Source organism: Streptomyces sp. HUAS YS2, from assembly GCF_033343995.1.
GTDB classification, from domain to species: domain Bacteria; phylum Actinomycetota; class Actinomycetes; order Streptomycetales; family Streptomycetaceae; genus Streptomyces; species Streptomyces solicathayae.
Map to the genome: position 1 here is coordinate 5,558,871 of NZ_CP137573.1, position 17,060 is coordinate 5,575,930.

The 17,060-nt window shown below is 71.3% G+C and carries 21 protein-coding genes and 1 tRNA gene; 12 read left to right on the plus strand and 10 right to left on the minus strand.

Annotation, left to right across the window (positions count from 1 at the left end; genetic code table 11):
* Positions 1 to 45: 45 nt before the first annotated feature.
* On the plus strand, positions 46 to 1,203 hold the full coding sequence (locus tag R2D22_RS25660) for a sensor histidine kinase (RefSeq protein WP_318107031.1): 1,158 nt from the start codon (positions 46 to 48) through the stop codon (positions 1,201 to 1,203).
* Positions 1,194 to 1,850 carry a response regulator transcription factor gene (locus R2D22_RS25665; RefSeq protein WP_318107032.1) on the plus strand — a complete coding sequence of 219 codons (657 nt, stop codon included), beginning with the start codon at positions 1,194 to 1,196 and terminating at the stop codon, positions 1,848 to 1,850. Before R2D22_RS25660 ends, R2D22_RS25665 begins: the two co-directional genes overlap by 10 nt.
* Positions 1,851 to 1,890: 40 nt before the next feature.
* Here R2D22_RS25665 and R2D22_RS25670 read toward each other — a convergent pair whose 3' ends face one another.
* From R2D22_RS25670 to R2D22_RS25680, 3 genes are all read right to left on the minus strand, one after another.
* Positions 1,891 to 2,109, minus strand: a complete 219-nt coding sequence (locus R2D22_RS25670) for an FmdB family zinc ribbon protein (RefSeq protein WP_318107033.1) — start codon at positions 2,107 to 2,109, stop codon at positions 1,891 to 1,893.
* Positions 2,110 to 2,215: 106 nt separating this feature from the next.
* Complete coding sequence (locus R2D22_RS25675) at positions 2,216 to 3,583, minus strand: hypothetical protein (protein WP_411977076.1); 1,368 nt, start codon at positions 3,581 to 3,583, stop codon at positions 2,216 to 2,218.
* Between the two features lie 72 nt (positions 3,584 to 3,655).
* A complete protein-coding gene (locus R2D22_RS25680) occupies positions 3,656 to 4,420 on the minus strand; it encodes a DUF4097 family beta strand repeat-containing protein (protein ID WP_318107034.1) in 765 nt (254 codons plus the stop codon).
* Positions 4,421 to 4,582: 162 nt separating this feature from the next.
* On the opposite strand from R2D22_RS25680, the gene R2D22_RS25685 reads away from it, so the two are divergent.
* The 5 genes from R2D22_RS25685 (at position 4,583) to R2D22_RS25705 (ending at position 7,221) form a co-directional block, all read left to right on the plus strand.
* A tRNA-Val gene (locus R2D22_RS25685) sits at positions 4,583 to 4,657 on the plus strand.
* 241 nt (positions 4,658 to 4,898) lie between these two features.
* Complete coding sequence (locus tag R2D22_RS25690; RefSeq protein ID WP_318107035.1) at positions 4,899 to 5,057, plus strand: hypothetical protein; 159 nt, start codon at positions 4,899 to 4,901, stop codon at positions 5,055 to 5,057.
* Between the two features lie 856 nt (positions 5,058 to 5,913).
* Entirely contained in the window at positions 5,914 to 6,258 is a 345-nt protein-coding gene (locus R2D22_RS25695; protein WP_318107036.1) for a hypothetical protein, read from the plus strand.
* A gap of 61 nt (positions 6,259 to 6,319) precedes the next feature.
* A complete protein-coding gene (locus tag R2D22_RS25700) occupies positions 6,320 to 6,910 on the plus strand; it encodes an SMI1/KNR4 family protein (protein WP_318107037.1) in 591 nt (196 codons plus the stop codon).
* A 5-nt stretch (positions 6,911 to 6,915) separates the two neighbouring features.
* Entirely contained in the window at positions 6,916 to 7,221 is a 306-nt protein-coding gene (locus tag R2D22_RS25705) for an Imm32 family immunity protein (protein ID WP_318107038.1), read from the plus strand.
* Positions 7,222 to 7,224: 3 nt separating this feature from the next.
* Here the strand turns inward: R2D22_RS25705 and R2D22_RS25710 are convergent, their stop codons facing one another.
* A complete protein-coding gene (locus tag R2D22_RS25710; protein ID WP_318107039.1) occupies positions 7,225 to 8,151 on the minus strand; it encodes a LysR family transcriptional regulator ArgP in 927 nt (308 codons plus the stop codon).
* 69 nt (positions 8,152 to 8,220) lie between these two features.
* On the opposite strand from R2D22_RS25710, the gene R2D22_RS25715 reads away from it, so the two are divergent.
* The gene (locus R2D22_RS25715) at positions 8,221 to 8,844 is read left to right on the plus strand and encodes a LysE/ArgO family amino acid transporter (protein ID WP_318107040.1); all 624 of its coding nucleotides are present in this window, start codon (positions 8,221 to 8,223) and stop codon (positions 8,842 to 8,844) included.
* 300 nt (positions 8,845 to 9,144) lie between these two features.
* The gene (locus R2D22_RS25720; RefSeq protein WP_318107041.1) at positions 9,145 to 9,705 is read left to right on the plus strand and encodes a hypothetical protein; all 561 of its coding nucleotides are present in this window, start codon (positions 9,145 to 9,147) and stop codon (positions 9,703 to 9,705) included.
* Here the strand turns inward: R2D22_RS25720 and R2D22_RS25725 are convergent, their stop codons facing one another.
* A complete protein-coding gene (locus R2D22_RS25725) occupies positions 9,706 to 10,464 on the minus strand; it encodes a GntR family transcriptional regulator (protein WP_318107042.1) in 759 nt (252 codons plus the stop codon). It lies immediately after the preceding gene.
* A 214-nt stretch (positions 10,465 to 10,678) separates the two neighbouring features.
* Here R2D22_RS25725 and R2D22_RS25730 point away from each other — a divergent pair, with 214 nt between their 5' ends.
* A complete protein-coding gene (locus R2D22_RS25730) occupies positions 10,679 to 10,921 on the plus strand; it encodes a hypothetical protein (protein WP_318107043.1) in 243 nt (80 codons plus the stop codon).
* A gap of 82 nt (positions 10,922 to 11,003) precedes the next feature.
* Positions 11,004 to 11,246 carry a DUF2277 domain-containing protein gene (locus R2D22_RS25735; RefSeq protein WP_318107044.1) on the plus strand — a complete coding sequence of 81 codons (243 nt, stop codon included), beginning with the start codon at positions 11,004 to 11,006 and terminating at the stop codon, positions 11,244 to 11,246.
* On the opposite strand, the gene R2D22_RS25740 is transcribed toward R2D22_RS25735, so the two are convergent.
* The 4 genes from R2D22_RS25740 to R2D22_RS25755 all read right to left on the minus strand — a co-directional run bounded on the left by R2D22_RS25740 (position 11,212) and on the right by R2D22_RS25755 (position 15,206).
* Positions 11,212 to 11,814 (minus strand): DedA family protein, encoded by a 603-nt coding sequence (locus tag R2D22_RS25740; protein ID WP_318109981.1) that lies wholly within the window; start codon positions 11,812 to 11,814, stop codon positions 11,212 to 11,214. The genes R2D22_RS25735 and R2D22_RS25740 overlap by 35 nt on opposite strands.
* A 332-nt stretch (positions 11,815 to 12,146) precedes the next feature.
* On the minus strand, positions 12,147 to 12,617 hold the full coding sequence (locus tag R2D22_RS25745; protein WP_318107045.1) for a DoxX family protein: 471 nt from the start codon (positions 12,615 to 12,617) through the stop codon (positions 12,147 to 12,149).
* Between the two features lie 111 nt (positions 12,618 to 12,728).
* Complete coding sequence (locus R2D22_RS25750) at positions 12,729 to 14,423, minus strand: alkaline phosphatase D family protein (RefSeq protein WP_318107046.1); 1,695 nt, start codon at positions 14,421 to 14,423, stop codon at positions 12,729 to 12,731.
* Positions 14,424 to 14,549: 126 nt separating this feature from the next.
* A complete protein-coding gene (locus R2D22_RS25755; RefSeq protein ID WP_318107047.1) occupies positions 14,550 to 15,206 on the minus strand; it encodes an HNH endonuclease family protein in 657 nt (218 codons plus the stop codon).
* 499 nt (positions 15,207 to 15,705) lie between these two features.
* Here R2D22_RS25755 and R2D22_RS25760 point away from each other — a divergent pair, with 499 nt between their 5' ends.
* Positions 15,706 to 16,290 (plus strand): TMEM165/GDT1 family protein, encoded by a 585-nt coding sequence (locus R2D22_RS25760; RefSeq protein ID WP_318107048.1) that lies wholly within the window; start codon positions 15,706 to 15,708, stop codon positions 16,288 to 16,290.
* 171 nt (positions 16,291 to 16,461) lie between these two features.
* Here the strand turns inward: R2D22_RS25760 and R2D22_RS25765 are convergent, their stop codons facing one another.
* Positions 16,462 to 16,869, minus strand: coding sequence for a hypothetical protein (locus R2D22_RS25765; protein WP_318107049.1), 408 nt, complete (start codon positions 16,867 to 16,869; stop codon positions 16,462 to 16,464).
* Between the last annotated feature and the right edge of the window lie 191 nt (positions 16,870 to 17,060).

The window sequence follows — 17,060 nt, forward strand, 5'->3', positions numbered from 1 at the left end:
TTTCCGCAGTACGCCGTCCGGCCGCCGCGACTAGCGTGGTCGATCATGAAACGCCTGGCTGTGAAATGCGCTCGCTACGCGCTCGGGCTGGTCATCGGGGCCGGCAGCGCGCTCATCGAGCTGGTCTGCGCCCTGCTCACGGGCGTGGTGCTGCTGCCGGTCCTCGTCTGGCCGCGCGGCCGGCGCGCGGTCCTGCGCCGGGTGACAGCGGTGGGCCGGTGGCTCGTCCGCTTCGAGGCCGGCCGCCTCGAACACTTCCACGACGTGCGGCTGCCGTCCGGCTATCAAGACATACACGAGGACACGGACGCGCAGTCCATACGCTATCTCGCCCTGCGCTGGCCGCTCGGGCTGCTCGGCATGACCGTCCTCTTCGTCGGGATGTACGGCGTGGGACTCACCGTCTTCGCCCTCGTCGGCTGGATGGTCACCGACATCGAGCACCCCTGGCTCGTGATGCTGAGCGGGTTCGGCGGGCTGTTCCTCCTCTTCCTCGGACTCCAGGGGATATTCGGAGTCGCCACCCTCGAGGAGCACCTGGCGGTGCGCTTCGTCGGCGACCAGCAGGACGAGCTGGAGCGCCGCATCGAGCAGCTCGCCACCAGCCGCTCCGATGTCGTGGACGCCATCCACGACGAACGCCGAAGGATCGAGCGGGACCTGCACGACGGCGTCCAGCAGCGGCTCGTGGCGCTGGGCATGCTGCTGGGCCGGGCACGCCGCAGCCGGGAGCCCCAGCGCGCCGCGGAACTCCTGCTCCAGGCCCACGAGGAGAGCCGGCGGGCGCTGGCCGAACTGCGCGAGGTCGCCTGGCGGGTCCACCCGGCCGTACTCGACGAGGCGGGGCTGAAGGCGGCACTGGAGTCCGTCGCCGAACGCAGCCCGCTGCCCGTCCGGTTGACCTACGAGGTCGGGCGCCCGCTGCACAAGCAGGTGGAGACGGTGGCGTACTTCATCGTCTCCGAGTGCGTCACCAACGTGGTGAAGCACGCGGGGGCGACCAGGATCGACGTGCGGATCACCGAAGACGAGAGAGGAGACCTGATCGTGCGGGTACGGGACGACGGAGGCGGCGGGGCCGACCCGTTCGGCGGCGGGCTGACCGGTCTGGCCAGCCGGGTCGCCGCACTGGACGGCGTCTTCGCCGTGGACAGTCCGGCCGGCGGGCCGACGGTGGTACGGGCGGGACTGCCGTGCGCGTGATGCTGGCCGAGGACTCGACGCTGCTGCGGGAGGGGCTCGTACGCCTCCTCGTCGAAGAGGGGCACGAGGTGCGGGCCGCCGTCGGCACGGCAGTCGAGCTGGTGGCGGCGGTGCAGGCCGAGCCGCCGGACGTGGTCGTCGCGGACGTCCGGATGCCGCCGACGCACACGGACGAGGGCCTGCGGGCGGCCCTGGAGATCCGCCGGCGCTGGCCGTCGGTGGGCGTCCTGGTCCTCTCGCAGTACGTGGAGAAGAGATACGCCACCGAGCTGCTGACCGGCGAGGCGGCGGACTCGGGAGCGGTCGGCTATCTGCTGAAGGACCGGGTGGCTCAGGTCGACGAGTTCCTCGACGCGCTGGAGCGGGTGGGGGAGGGACGGACAGCCTTCGACCCGGAGGTCGTGCGCCGGCTGCTGGCGCGCTCCACCCACGCCGACCCGCTGGCCCGCCTCACGCCCCGCGAGCGGGACGTGCTGGCGGCCATGGCCCAGGGCCACACGAACGCGTCGATCGCGACCCGGCTGCACGTCTCGCAGAGCGCGGTGGAGAAACACATCAACGCGATCTTCGACAAGCTCGAACTGACCGGGACGACGGAGGGCTACAGCAGACGGGTGCTGGCGGTCCTGCGCTACCTGGGCAGCTGACCGCCGGAACCACGGCCGTGGGGCAGGGGCGGCCGTGCCGTCAGCCGCAGCCGCCTCCGCCGCAGCACCCGCCGCCACCGCCCGCGGGGGCGGGCGCGGGCCCGCCCTTCGCCGTGCCACCGACCGCGACGGCGGAGAGCAGCTTGACGGTGTCGGCGTGCCCGGCGGGGCAGTCGGCGGGGTCACCGGACTCGGCCATCGGACGGCTCAGCTCGAAGGTGTCGTCGCAGGTCCGGCAGCGGTATTCGTAACGAGGCATGCCGACCAGGCTAGCGGCCCAGCCGCGCATGTTCCGCGCCATCATCGAAGGTGAGGGTGCGGGACTCCGGACGGGGAGCGCCGCGCCCTCACCGGAGTACGGGCCATCACGACCGGCCCGTACGGCTGCCGCTGCCGCGTTGCTCGCGGATGAGCTCGACGACATGGCCGGCGGTGGCGCGGACGGCCTCCATCTCGTTGAGGAAGTGCCAGTAGTCGGGGTGGCGGCCCTCCAGGCCCGCGACGGCGCGATCGAGCCGGGCGACGGCGTCGTCGAGCGGACGGGCGTGGCGCGGGTCGGGTGTGTGGCGGCCGTCCATGGCGAGCCGTTGCGCGTCGCGGACGGTGAACCGGGTCCGGTCGATCTCCTGCCGGGGGTCCTTGGCGACGGCGTCGAGCCGACGAAGCCGGTCACCGGCCGCCGACACGGCCTCGTCGGTCGTGTTGAGCAGGGCGCGGACGGTGGCGAGGAGACTGGTGGCGTCCGGCCAGCGCTGCTCGTCACGCGCCTTGCCGGCCTCGCGGAGCTTCTCCTCGGCCTGCCGGACGTGATCGGCGGCCTGCTCGGGCACGTGCTGGAGGTCCTGCCAGCAGGCGGCGACGAAACGGCGGCGGAGCTCGCTGAGGACGGGCTCGACACCGTCGGCCCGGGTGGTCAGCGCCTGGGCGCGGGTGCGGAGGGAGACCAGGCGCTTGTCGATCTCGGCGGCGCGCTCGGGGAGCCGCTGGGCCTCGGCGCGTACGGCCTCGGCGTCGCGCAGGACGCGGTCGGCGCGCTTGAGCGTCTCGGGGACGCCGTGCCGGCCCGCGCCCTCGTTGAGTCTGGTGAGCTCGGGGCCGAGCTGGGCGAGGCGGGTGGCGAGATCGTCCGCTCTCATTCCGGACTGGCGCACCGTGTCGAGAGCGGTGCTCGCGTCGCGGAGCGCCTGTCGCGCCCGCTCGACGGCCGGGGCGAGGCGGGCGAGCTGCGTCTCGGCCTTGTCCAGCAGCGGCCCGATGCCCTGCTCGAACCGGTCGAGCTCACCCTTCACCCGTACCAGCTCGTCCTTGGCCCGGGTCAGCTCCGCCCGCGCGCGGGCGGCGACCGAGGCATCGAGGTCGTCCCGGTCCAGGTCGTGCGCGTCCACGGCCGTGATGTACGCGTGGCTGACGTCGTCGATCCGCCGCCCCAGCGCCGCGAAGTCGTCCACGGCCCGGCGGGCGCCCGGCGAGCTGTCCACGGCGGTGATCGTCTCGATCGAGAGCCGCAGCCCGCGCTGCGCGGTGTCGAGCTCGTAGAACGCGGCGGCCGCCGCGTCCTTCGCGGCCTGCGCCTCGGCCCGCTGACTCTCGGCACGCCCGCCGAACCAGCGCCGCGACGTACCGCCGCTTCCGGCGAACGCGGCGGGCAGCATCGCGACGGCGAGCAACGGCGCCCCGATCATCAGCCCCAGCACGGCACCTGCCGCACTGCCCCTCGCATGGGTCGCCGCCACATCCCTCTCCCGTGCCGTGTCCGCCCTGCCCGGTTCATTCTCCCACCAGGTAAGGACGAACACACGGGTCCGTCAGTTCGCCGCGCGCACGGCGACATCCCCGTTCTCGCTACGAGCGGACACCTGGTGGGTGCTCGCCTTGTCGTTGGGCACGTCGATGCTGAGGTCGCCGTTGTTGCTGGAGCCGGCGACGTCGTACGACGAGCCGCGCGGCAGCCGGAGGTCGACGTCCCCGTTGTCGCTGCTCACCTCCACCTTCTCCGGGACGGCGCGCAGAGTGATCGCGACGTCCCCGTTCTCGGTCCGCGCGACCAGGGTCTTGAGAGTTCCGCTCTCGAGATGGACGTCCCCGTTCTCACTGCCGAGGTCGAGCGGCCCGCCCTGGTTGCGGATCCGTACATCGCCGTTCTCGGACCGCACGGTCAGCGGAGTGGCGAACCCGTCGAGCGTCATGTCCCCGTTCTGGTCCTCGACGGTCACCGCCACCCCGCGCGGCACCGTCACGGTGTGCCGGGCCCCGCAGTTGCTGGCGACGGCGTCGCACTCCACCCGCAGCACGAGCTTCGAGCCCTCCATCCGCCAGGTCGGGTTCGGCCCCTCCCCGAGGAACACCCACCCGTCGACCTGCCGGGTCACCCGGATGTCCGTCACGTCCCCCGGCACGATCTCCAGGTCCGAATTGTCGGAGTCCACGGTCAGCGCGTCGCCGCTGAACGCGAAGTTCTTCCGCTCGACCGGCGCACCGCCGACGTCTGCGCTCCCGCACCCGGTCACCCCGAGCGCGCCGATCACGACCCCGCCGGTGGCAAGAAACGTGCGGATACGATGTGCGGCCACGATGACCCCCGTCTGACGCGTCTGACTGCCCCCTCAACCTACGCACCCCCACCACCCCGCTCGATCCGGCTCACCACCCCATCGATGGTGGGGTTACCCCCAGCCCCGGTATCGGTTTGCCGGACACACCGGAACGCCATGTACGCTGTTGCTTCATTCCACGGGTGCGTAGCTCAGGGGTAGAGCGCTGCTCTTACAAAGCAGATGTCGGCGGTTCGAAACCGTCCGCGCCCACCAGCGAGAAGCCCCCAACCGATCACGGTTGGGGGCTTCTCCATGCCACGTGGATGCCACATGCAGCAAGGGGCGGTCGATCACGGCTGCGGGTGCCCTCCCAGGAGCCGATCCATCTGGCTCGTGGCATTCCCTGTGGTCCGGGAAGACAGGCCCGCAGACGCCGACCGACGCAGGGCCCTGAGAACATATCGCCAAAGCCGCCCCGCCGCCCCCGCCGTACATTGCTGCCGGAGAGGGACTCATGACTGATCAAGACCCGATACGGGACACACTGACCGAGGCAGGGACTGGCCTGCTGCGCACTCTCCGAATCATTCTGCTGATCATCGTCGTGCCGATTGTGCTCATGGGCGCCGTTGGCATGTTGTTCTTCGCGCTGGGCGGCACGGTCGATCACTGATCGGGCGCCGGGGCGCCATGCCCGCTACTTGCCCGATCGGACGGGACCCGGCGGGGAATCACGGGCAGCACCGGCCGAAATGAGGCCAGATCCCGGATCAGAAACTGCCCAGGTCAGTCGCGATCCGTGGACCAGATCTTCCGAATCGGGGCTTCGCTATGATCTGCGCATGTCGTCACAGAAGGCAGATGCCGCGTAGGCCCCCGCGTGGGCTTCGGTTCAGGCAGCCCGATCTTCGAAGCCGCGGTGCGATCAGCACCCTGCTCATCAGCACCTGTCCCGGACCATCAGCGTGTACTTCCCTACACACGTACCTGTTCGTCGATGGCCTCGACATGGTGTCGCGCAGTGACAGTCGAGCGGCCGGCCTGCATCCGAGGTGGCTTCTCCGTCCTGGGGGACCGCTCTACCCCACTGATGCCGCCCGCCAGGTAAGCGTCGCGACACAGCATCGGCCCGAAGCAGGCCCTGCCAGCCTCGGCATCGGAGTACGACTGCAGGGCGAAATCGTGGTCTGGACCGACCTGATGTACCCGGGCTTCGATGGGAGGGCCATCGAGGAGGTGCACTTTCATCTCGGGCAGTACGTAGCCGAGATCGAGCGGGCGTACGCTCAGTGGGGACGGCTGGATTCAGTTGAGCAGAACAGCAGCGAAGTACAGGAGCCGCCGCGACCACAGTCGACGGCCGTGGCACTCGTCCTGGACGGCTGGCCCAGCACCCCAACGACCTCCTCGCGGGTAGTTCGCATCGAGGGCCCGACACCCATGGGCAAGGCGGGCTCAGACGGAGCCTGATCGGACCTACCAAGCGGGTGTCGGTCGGGCGCCGCAGTCTTGGGCACCCAACAGCCGCCATGCAGGACGCACTCTTCGGCTTGCCGGCGGCACCTCCCGAGCACGCCGTGATTGCTCGCTTCCAGCTGGGTGGCGACGATCTCGGTGAACCTGATCAGTGGGCACTGGTTTTTGAGGCCGAGCGGTCCATCGGGGCCGCGGTCGCGGCTGCGGGTGTCGGTGAGGTCGACGGCAATGAGTTCGGTGGGGGCGAGGTGGTCATCTTCGCCTACGGGCCTGACGCAGTCGTTCTGTACCGCGTGATGGAGCCGGGCTTGCGAGCGCTTCGGTTTCGGCCGGCGCACGTCGTGCTCCGCTACGGGGAGCCTGCTGACGGTGTCGTGAGCGAGCGGGTCGAGCTCTGAGCACGCGTGCCGGACACGTGCGCCTCATCCGGATGCCTGGGCCGGTTCTTCGGGGTCCTGCATGATGGTCGGCATGAATACGGAAAGCTGCGATCCGGGCGAGTTGGCTGTTCTTCGCGAGGTTTTCGCGGGTCGGCCCGAGGCTCTGCCGCCGGCTGGTTGGGAGGCGGTGCGGGGGTTCGAGGGGGAGCATGGCGTCGTGCTTCCGGAGCCGTACCGCACGTTCGTGGCGGAGGTCTGCGACGGACTGCGTGCCGGACCGCCCTACTACGGACTGCTGCCCCTCGCGGAAACACCCTCGGACTGGGGCGCGCAGCGCCCCGTGCGCCTGCTTGCCGAACCCTTTCCGCTCACGGCGGCGTGGCTGTGGGAGGCGGAGGGGGACGAGGAGGCCCTGTCGGAGGAGGAGTTCGAGGCACGAACGGACCCCGTGTTCGACCACGGCTCGCTGCTGCTGGGCACCGACGGCTGCGGCATGTACTGGCACCTGATCGTCACCGGCCCCCAGCGCGGTCACGTCTGGCAGATCGCCGGCGAGGGCGCGATGCCCTTCGGTTCTCAGTCGTCCGACGCCGTGATGCCCGGTATCCCTGGCTTCACGGGCTGGGTGACCCACTGGGCGCAGGGTCGCTCCTGGTTCGCGGAGGTATGAGGTCCATGACTTCCGGAAGCGGCTCGGCGCCGGTCGAGAGCACTCACGTCACGGCCGCCGTCGACGGGGCGGCGCTTCGCTTCTCCTGGGATGACGACGCCCGGATCGAGGTGCGGAACCTCGGGGGTGAGGTCGTCATCGAGGCGAACGCCGCGGGTCTCAGGGCGCTCGCCGGGCATCTTCTGGTGCTGGCCGGCGAAGGGGTTCCGGACGGCGCCCACCTGCACCTCGAAGACAGCAACGGACTGGAGGACGGGTCCGTCGGCCTGGTCCTCGAGCGCAGCGATGGGGAGGGACCGGATCCCTCGTAGTCGTCATCGGTGTTCTCGGGGGGCGCTTCCCTCGTCGGTCAGGAGGGCTTCGGCGGCGGCTGTTGCCACCACCTCGGCGACTTTGGACAGGGCGGGGGAGTCCAGTTTCCACTGTTGCCAGTACAGCGGGACGTCCATCGGGTGCGTCGGGGCCAGTTCCACCAGGCGGCCGGAGCGCAGGAGCGGTTCTGCCTGGGGCTCGGGGACCATGCCCCAGCCGAGGCCGAAGGCCACCGCGTCGCGGAACCCGTCGGATGTGGGTACCAGGTGGCGGGTCGGCCCGGCGCCCCAGCGGCCGCCGGTGAGGGACCGGACGAAGGCGTCCTGGAGGCCGTCGCGCCGGTCGAAGACCACGGTCGGGGCCACGCCCAGGTCCTCCGGTAGGGATCCCGTGAGGTGGGCGGCGGCGAACTCCGGTGTGGCCGCGGCCCGGTAGCGGGCCAGCCCGAGCCGCCGGACCGTGCAGCCGGCCACCGGGTCGGGCGACGAGGTGACCGCCGCCATCACCTGGCCCTCGCGCAGCAGGGCGGTGGTGTGGGACTCGTCCTCCCGGTGGAGCTCGAAGCAGATCGGCGGGTCCTGCGGAACCCGCGTGAGCGCGGGCAGGAACCACGTGGCCAGGGAGTCCGCGTTCACCGCGATCGGGATCCGGACCGGGCCCTGCTCGGCCGCCAGGCCCAGTTCGGCGCGGGCGTCCCGTTCCAGCCGTGCCAGCTGGCGGGCGAACCGGACCACCACCTCGCCGGACTCGGTGGGGCGCACCGGCTTCGTACGCAACAGCAGGACCCGGCCGGTCCGCTGCTCCAGAGCCTTGACGCGCTGGCTGACGGCGGACGGGGTCACGTGCAGGGCGGCGGCCGCGGCGTCGAAGGTGCCCTCGTCGACCACCGCGAGCAGCGTCCGGACCTGGTCCAGGGGGAGCTCTTCCATAAGTAGGGCTAAGGGTACTTAAGAATCTTTAGCTGTACTCATCCATAGGCCGTCCTTATGGTCGAAGCCATGACCAGCAGCCTCCTAGCCGCCGCGCTCGCCGGATTCGGAACCGGTCTCTCCCTCATCGTGGCCATCGGCGCCCAGAACGCGTTCGTTCTGCGCCAGGGCGCCCGCGGCCACGCCGTCCTCGCCGTGGTCGCGATCTGCGCCGTATCGGACGCGGTGCTCATCGCGCTCGGCGTGGCCGGGGTGGGCGCCGTCGTCACGGCCTGGCCGGCGGCGCTGACCGTGGTGGGCCTGGCGGGCGGGGCGTTCCTGCTCGGCTACGGCTTCCTCGCGGCCCGGCGCGTGCTGCGGCCCGATCCGGCCGCCGCCCTGACCACGGGCGGACCGGAGGCCGGCTCGGCCCGCCGGGCGGTCCTGACCTGCCTCGCCATGACGTGGCTGAACCCGCACGTGTATCTGGACACGGTGCTGCTCCTCGGCTCCCTCGCCTCCGACCGCGGCGACCTGCGCTGGGCCTTCGGCCTGGGCGCGGCCCTGGCCAGCCTGAGCTGGTTCTTCGCCCTGGGCTTCGGCGCCCGGCTGCTGAGCGGCATCCTCTCCCGGCCGAAGGCCTGGCGCGTACTGGACGGGCTCGTCGCGGCGACCATGCTGGCCATGGGCGGAATGCTCGTCGTCGGCGTCTAGAGCCGTCCAGGTCCGTCCAGGTCCGTCCAGAGCCATTCAAGTCCGTCCAGAGCCGTCCAGGTCCGCCCACGGTCGTCCAGGTCCGTCCAAGGTCGCCCATGGCCGTCCAGGCCGGCTCCGGGCTTGCCGACCCGCGCATGACTACGGCCGGCGCCCGGACTCCCTGAACAAGTGGCCGACCACTCCCCGTTAGGGTGCTTCGCATGAGCGAAACGGGGAAGAGTGGGGAGCGCTTGCGGCTTCCGGGGGAGCTGTGCGGGCTTCGCGGGCTCGGGGAGCTCCGCCAGGGGGAGGCGCGCTTTGCTGTCTGAAGACCTCTGGGAGCGGCTGAATCCGCCGCGGTTCAAGACGCGTGCGTACGAGGAGGACGAACTGCCCTGCCCGCTCGACGCGGACATCGACAGCGCGCTCGCCGCGCTCACCGGGCAACGGCAGTTCGAGACGCTGGCCCGGTTCACCGCCAGGCACGCCGTCGGCATGTTCGGCATGTACGCGGTGCGGATGGCCTCCCTCGCCGTACGGGTCAAGGAGCCGGAACCCCTGCGGCGGGGCATGCTCGCGCACTGCCTGGCGCACTACAGCTGCAGCGGGAAGTTCTACTGGACCCCTCCCGGGCCCTGCCTCATCCATCGGGCCTGCCGGATCCTCGAACTCGATCCGGCGGAGTACTTCACCGACATCCCCGAGATGGTTCCCGCGTACACGAGGAACGCGGTCGCCGAACTCCTCCCGCCCGACGGGGAGGAGCCAGACCTCGGTGCCCTCCTCTACGTCGAGGGCGAGGACTCCGGCGGTTTCCGGTTCCTCAAGCAGCCCTTCACCGTCGACTGGAGTCAGATGGGGCTGGCCGAGGGCGACTGATCACGCGTCGAAGTCGTACTCCAGGACGTACGAGCCCGAGTCCAGGGTCATCTCGTTGAGTTCGACCGGCTGCCCCTGCTCCGTGAACGCCGTCCGGCAGATCAGGATGACCGGCGTTCCCGGTGTCAGGGACAGGCGGGCCGACTCGTCGGCCGTCGGCATGCGGCAGCGGATCTCCTCGCGGAAGTGGGTGGGCTTGCAGCCCAGTTCCGCGAGGCGCGCGTACGTGCCGCCCGGGCCGGTGTCCGGGGTCGTGATAGCCGTGCCGGCGGCGACCGTCGCCGGCAGGTACGACACCGAGAGCAGGACCGGCTTGTCGTCGAGGACGAAGCGGCGGCTCCGCACGCACAGCGGCGAGTCCGGTGGCACGCCCAGCGCCGCCGCGGTCCGCGCCGTCGCCCGTGCCTCCGTCACCTCGATCTGGTCCACCAGCAGCGCGCGCTCCTCGATGTCCGCCGACCAGACCGACCGGCCCGTGCCCCAGTTCCCCTGCGCCAGCCGCGGAATGCCGCGTCTGCGGATCGGGCGGAACGACCGGACGAAGACCCCCGCGCCCTTCCGGGCCTCTGCCAGCCCCTCGTCCCGGAGCACCGAAAGCGCCTGACGGGCCGTCATTCTGGCCACGTCGTACGTCGCCATGAGGTCGTTCTCGCCCGGGAGGCGGTCGCCGGGCCCGTACGTGCCCTCCTGGATCGCGGATCTCAACTCGTCCGCGATGCGCCGGTACTTGGGCCGACGGTCGCTGCCCTGGTCAGCCATGGGGGACCCACTCCCTTCGTCGGGGGACACCCTACGGCGCGCCCCTGGGCGTGGCGGCACGCGTGTGCGCCGTCCCGTGCACCCGATCCATCCATCGGGGGACATCTCTAGAGAAACATTGACAGGGGAGTGTCTCAGGGCTTCTCTGGGTGTATCTCTGGAGATCCGCACCCCGGTACTCGTAGGAGATGTCGCAGGCCAGGACGGAGGGACCATGACGCACGACCCCGCAATCGGTCCCGGCCTGCCCGAGGTCGGCGATCTCGTCCGGGACAACGCCACCGGGCGCGTCGGCTTCTACGTCGACAGCGTCGCCGGCCGGTTGCTCATCCGACCCGTGCACGGCGGCTGCGAGTGGGAGGCCCGACCCTCCGACGTCGAACTCGCCACCCCGTTGCGCGAATTGCGCGCCCGCGCCGCCGAGGCCAACGCCCGCAGTCGCGGCGATCTGCTCTGAGTGGCCGGGGAGTGGGCGCTTCGTCGGCCGCTTCCTCCGTCGACTCCGCCCGCTTCCGTCTCCCCGGGCGCACACTGGAAGCATGTGCCGCAGCATCAAGACGCTCCGTCCGCCCGTCCTGCCCCACGAGGCCACCGAGGACGACATCCGGGCCGCCGCCCTCCAGTACGTCCGCAAGGTCTCCGGGTTCCGCGCCCCGGCCGCGCACAATCAGGAGGTGTTCGACCGGGCCGTCGACGAGATCGCCGACGCCACCCGCGCCCTCCTGGAGCACCTGGAGGTGCGTGGCCTCAAGAAGCCGGAGCCGGTGCCGGACGCCGTATGACGAAGCCGGCCAGCGTCCCGGCCAGGAACAGCGCCAGGACGGAGGCCCCCGCACCGAGCCAGGTCGCGCCCAGCCACTGGCCTCCGATGTAGCCGAGTCCCACGCTGTACCCGGCCCAGGCCACGCCCGCCAGGGCGGACCAGGGCAGGAAGTCCTGTACGCGGCGCCGGGCCGCGCCCGCGGCCAGCGAGACCACCGAGCGCCCGGCCGGTACGAAGCGGGCCAGGACCACCAGCACCCCGCCGCCCCGCGCGAGCGCGCTGCCGAGACGTTCCTGCGCGCTGCGCAGGCGGCGCGAGCGGGCGAGCGCGCGGTCCAGCCGCGGCCCGCCGTGCCAGGCGAGCCGGTACGCCGCGAGGTCGCCGAGCACCGAGGCCGTCGCCGCGCACAGCAGCAGCGCCGGCAGGGAAGGGACTGGCGCGCCGGTGGTCGCCGCGGCGGCCGTCGCCGCCGTGACCACCAGGACGCCGCTCGGCAGCACCGGCAGGAACACGTCCAGCAGGACCGACGCGGCGACGGCGGCGTAGATCCACGGGCCGGCGGTCAGCGGCCCCACGCTGTCGAGCACGTTCACAGGCGTAGAGCGTACGCCCGGTGATCACGCCGGTACGCGGAACGGGCCGGAACCTTTCGGCGATTCCGGCCCGTCGGCCACGATTTCGGTTCTTCGGCCGGGATTTCAGCCACGGAGGCCGGGATTCCGGTCGCGGAGGCCGTGATTCCGGCCCGTGCCTCGATCCGGCGCCGCGCCTCGATCCGGACCCGCGCCTAGATTCCGGCCCGCGCCTCGATTTCGGCGCCGCGCCTCGATTCCGGCGCCGCGCCTCGATTCTGGCCCGCGCCACGATTCCGGCGCCGCGCCTCTTCCGGACCCGCGCCACCGGTCCGTCGTCGGTACGGCTACGCCAGCGCCGCGGCCTTGGGCTCGGTCCGCTCCTCGCCCTCCGCGCCCGCAGCCGCGCCGCGCTTCGCGAACAGGCCGTCCACCGCCAGCGCGCCCGGGCCGGTGAACACCAGCAGCAGGAACGCCCAGCAGAAGAGCGCCGAGGACTCGCCGCCGTTCTGCAGCGGGAACAGTGCCTCGGCCTGGTGCATCTTGAAGTACGCGTACGCCATCGAGCCGGACGCCACGAACGCCGCGCTGCGGGTGCCTATGCCGAGCAGCACCAGGGCTCCGGCGACCAGCTGGATCACCGCCGCGTACCAGAACGGCCAGAGGCCGGTCGGGACCGTGCCGCCACCCACCGCGCCACCGAGCACGCCGAACAGGGACGCGGCGCCGTGGCAGGCGAAGAGCAGGCCGACGACGATGCGGAACAGGCCGAGGGCGTACGGCTGGGACTGATTCAGGCGGGACGCAAGGGTGTTCATGGGGGGAGGGGCTCCTTCGGTCACGGGGGACGACACCGACGAGCCCTTAGGTTAGGCAAGCCTGAATAGTGCTTGCAAGTTCAACATTAAGCCTTTCTCAGTATGTGGGCGTCAGTCGGCGTCCTCCGGCGTCAGCGACCGCTCGTCCGCCTTCACCAGCCGCGCCCCGCCGCCCCGTACCGCCTTCGTCCGGTCGAGCCGCAGCCTCGCCGACCTCCCGCTCAGTGTGAGCGTCATCAACTGGTTGCCGAACCACGGCCCGCCCGTCCTGCGCCAGTCGAACGACCGCCGCCCCACCCGGCCGTGCCGCGCCAGCGCCCGCCCCAGCCGCGCTCCTGCCCGGCTCCAGCCGAAGCGGAACCCGAGCCGCACCACACCCGGTATCGCGTTGTGCAACGGTGAACAGGTCAGCTGAAACACCCGTGTTCCTGCTCCCGCCGTTCCCACCGGCTCCGCCACGTACGCGTGGTGCACGTCCCCCGACAGCACGCACACCGTCGCCGGCGCCCCGGGCCCCCGGCCCGCCTCCGCCAGCAGCTCCGTCAGCCAGGCGAACGAGGACGGGAACGCCGCCCAGTGCTCCAGGTCCGACCGCTGCCGCAGGTCTTCCCCGAACCGGGCCCACCGCGGCCCCCGTTCACCCCGGCACAGGGCCGCGCTCCATGTCTCGGCGTCGTGTATCAGCGGCGGCAGCAGCCATGGCAGGGAGGTCGCGACGAGCAGGTGGTCGTACGATCCAGGCGCGTCGAGCACCTGCTCGCGCACCCAGCGCGCCTCGTCCGGGTCGAGCATGGCCCGCCCGGCCTCGTCGAGGACCCGGGCCGCACGGGTGTCGATCGTGACGATCCGGGTCCGGCCGAGGTCGCGGCGGTGGCTCCAGCGGGTGCGCGCCGGATCGGCGTCCGCCTCGGCCGCGAACCGGCGCAGCGGCTCGGTGCCGTCGGGGGCCGCGCACACCTCGGCGTACAGCGGGTCGGCGGCCAGTTCGGCGGGGGAGAGATTGCCCAGGTGCTGGTAGACCCAGTACGACATGAGGCCGCTCAGGATGCGCTCGCGCCACCACGGCGTGGCCCGCATGCCGGCCAGCCAGGAGGCGCTGGTGTTCCAGTCGTCGATGACGTCGTGGTCGTCGAAGATCATGCAGCTGGGGACGGTGGAGAGCAGCCAGCGCACCTCCGGGTCCCGCCAGGACTCGTCGTAGAGCCAGGTGTACTCCTCGTAGTCCCCGACCTCGGTGCCCGGGGGCTCGCGCAGGTCGCGGCGGGCCGCCAGCCGGCGGCGGACGGCCGGGGAGGTCTCGTCCGCGTACACCTGGTCGCCGAGGAGGAGCAGGACGTCGGGCCGCTCGGCGTCCGGATCGGCGGCGAGCGCCGCCGCGAGCGTCGTCGCCAGGGTGTCCAGGGCGTCGGGACCGACCGGGTCGTGCTCGCCCACGGGCTTCGCCGCCCAGCGGCAGGACCCGAACGCCACCCGCAGCTCCGCGCCCGGAGACGCGTCGGGGACGCGGATGGTGCTGGGCGGGAAGCCGGAGCCGGGCGGCGGCCACACCGGGCGGTCGTCGAGCAGCACCTCGTACGGGGTCGCGACGCCGGGTGTCAGGCCGGTCACCGGGACGAGGGCGTAGTGGTGCCCGGCGATCTGGAAGGTGCGCGCGCTGCCCTCCGCGCCGCTGCCCCCGCTGCCGTCGTCCGCGCAGCGTACGCGCGCCGTACACGGGCGGTCGGCCTCGACCCAGACGGTCGCGGTGCCGCCGCCCGCCCCGTCGACGTGTCTCAGCAGTGGACCGAGTCTGAGTCCGGCCGCCATGAAGTGCTCCCCTCCGTCGTCCCGCCGTCCTGCCCGTACGTACCCAAGGACGCCGACGGAACGACGGAGGGATGCTCCCGGGTTCCTGAAAGGGGAATGCTCCGGGGTTCCTTCCTGAAGGGCGCCTCAGCAGCCGTTCAGTACGGACTGCAGCGCGCTCTTCTCCGCGGAGTCGACGCTCAGGCCCCAGTAGTACTTCGTGTGCACCCAGGCGCGGACGTAGGTGCAGCGGTACGAGGTGACGGAGGGCAGCCACTCGGCCGGGTCCTGGTCGCCCTTGGCCTGGTTGACGTTGTCGGTGACCGCGATGAGCTGCGGGCGGGTGAGGTCGTTGGCGAAGGACTGGCGCTTGGCCGTGGTCCAGGAGTTGGCGCCGGACTTCCATGCCTCGGAGAGCGGGACCATGTGGTCGATGTCGATGTCCGAGGCGGCGTACCAGGTGGCGCCGTCGTAGGGGGAGAACCAGCTGCCGCTGACCGCGGCGCAGCTGGAGTCCGTGACGACGTTCGCGCCGTCGCGCTTGAGGACCACCTCGCGGGTGTTGCAGGCGCCCGACTGGGTGATCCAGTGCGGGAACAGGTCCCGGCTGTAGCCGGTGGAGGAACCTTCCGCCTTGACCGTGAGCGAGGCGAGGTAGGTACGGGCGGTGGCCGCGCTGACCGGGGTGGGCATGGCCGCCTGGGCGGTCGGCGCGGTGGCCAGGAGGCCGGTGACGGTGAGGGCGGCGGTGGCGGTGAGCACGGAGAGACGGCGCGCGAATCGACGCGCGTAGACACCGGACATGCGAACTCCCTTGTCGTGGGGGGACCTTGGCCATGCCGCCCACCGGACGGCGTGGCCATCGTCGTGGCGCGAGGTTGCTGTGGGGGGTGCGCCAGGTAACAGGGTGGCGACATGGGCACGTCACATCAAGGGCTGCGGTGACACCTCACCAATTCCCCTGTCCCGTCTTGGGGTTGGCTGGAATCTATGTCCGTTTCGTTGCGGTTGTGAGCTGGGTCACGCCGCACCCGCCGCCGGGGCGAAGGACTTTCGGCCCTCGGGGGCGTCGACGGGGTGTCGTATGCTTGAGCGAGCAGAAGGGGAGTAGCTCTTCGCCGGACCGTCGACATACTGCTGGACTCGTTCCAGCCGGCGCCCGGAGGCGGCCTCGTCAGAGGCCCGCCAGCGAGACCTTCGGCCGCGATGTCCATGTGTCATTTCATGGCGTTGCCGAGCCGAAGCGACCCCTGAAACGGATCTCTCGGTACGGTCACGCCCTACCGATTGAGGAACCTGCTCCGTGTTCAGCTTCACGATCCTGGCGATCACCTTCGGTGTCGTCTTCCTCGCCGAGCTGCCCGACAAGACCGCGCTCGCCGGTCTGATGCTGGGCACCCGCTACAAGGCGTCGTACGTCTTCGCGGGTGTCGCCGCCGCCTTCGCCGTCCATGTCGCCCTCGCGATCGCGGCGGGCAGCGTGCTGACCCTGCTGCCGCACCGGCTGGTGCAGGCCGTGGTCGGTGTGCTGTTCCTCGCGGGCGCGGCGATGCTGCTGCTCAAGAAGAACGATGACGACGACGAGCAGATCAAGGCCCCGGCCGACCAGTCCTTCTGGAAGGTCTCCGGGGCGGGCTTCATGCTCATCCTGGTCGCCGAGTTCGGCGACCTGACGCAGATCATGACCGCGAACCTCGCCGCCCGCTACGACAACCCGGTCTCGGTCGGCATCGGCGCGGTGCTGGCGCTGTGGGCGGTCGCCGGTCTCGGCATCGTCGGCGGCCGGACGCTGATGAAGTACGTGCCGCTGCGCCTGATCACCAGGATCGCGGCCTGCCTGATGATCGCGCTGGCGGGCTTCAGCCTGTACGAGGCGATCGCGGCGTGATCGCGGCGTCGGTCAGGTTCTGAGCCCCGCGTGAGCGAGGCTCAGGTTCTGAGCCCCGCGTGAGCGAGGGGTGCGAGAGCGAGGAGCGGCCGGCCGTGCCGCAGACGGTCCGGCCGCTTTCGGGTGCGCGGGGGTCGCGGGAGCGGGGGAGTTCCGCGGCTTCCCGTGCCCTCACGCGGCGTCGAGGGCCCCGTTGATCTTGCGGGTCATCTCGGCCAGGACGGGGCCGGGCTCGCCCTTGTGCGCCCGGGTGCCGGCCTCGATCGCGACGGCGATGATGCCGCGGAAGTTGTCGGCCTCCGCCGGGTCCTGCTTCTTCAGCAGGTCCATGGCCGCCGTCAGGGCGGGCAGCACCTTGTCGGCGATCGCGGCCACGGACTTGCCGTCCAGGTTCTCGATCTTCGACTTCTCGGCGAGCACGTGGCCCACCGGTCCGGTCGCGGAGGCCAGGGCGATGCTGCCGTGGGTGGCGACCTTGTGGGGCGAGCCGGCGGCGTCGCCGGCGGCCAGCAGCGAGACGGCGCCGTACGCGGCGGTCCGGAGGGTGTTCTTGTCCTGGGCGGTCAGGTTGAGGGACATGGTGCGGGCTCCTTCGGCTGTGGTTCGGCTCGGGGTCGGTTCTCGTGAACCGGCCCCGCGTTCGTGACGCCATCACGGCACACGTGTGGTGCCATTGGGGAGCTCTATTGGTGCCAGAGGTGGCGTCACGCCCGCCGTGAGGTGGTGCCAGCGTGTGAAATCGCAGGTCAGTGCATCTCTCGTGCTGCCCT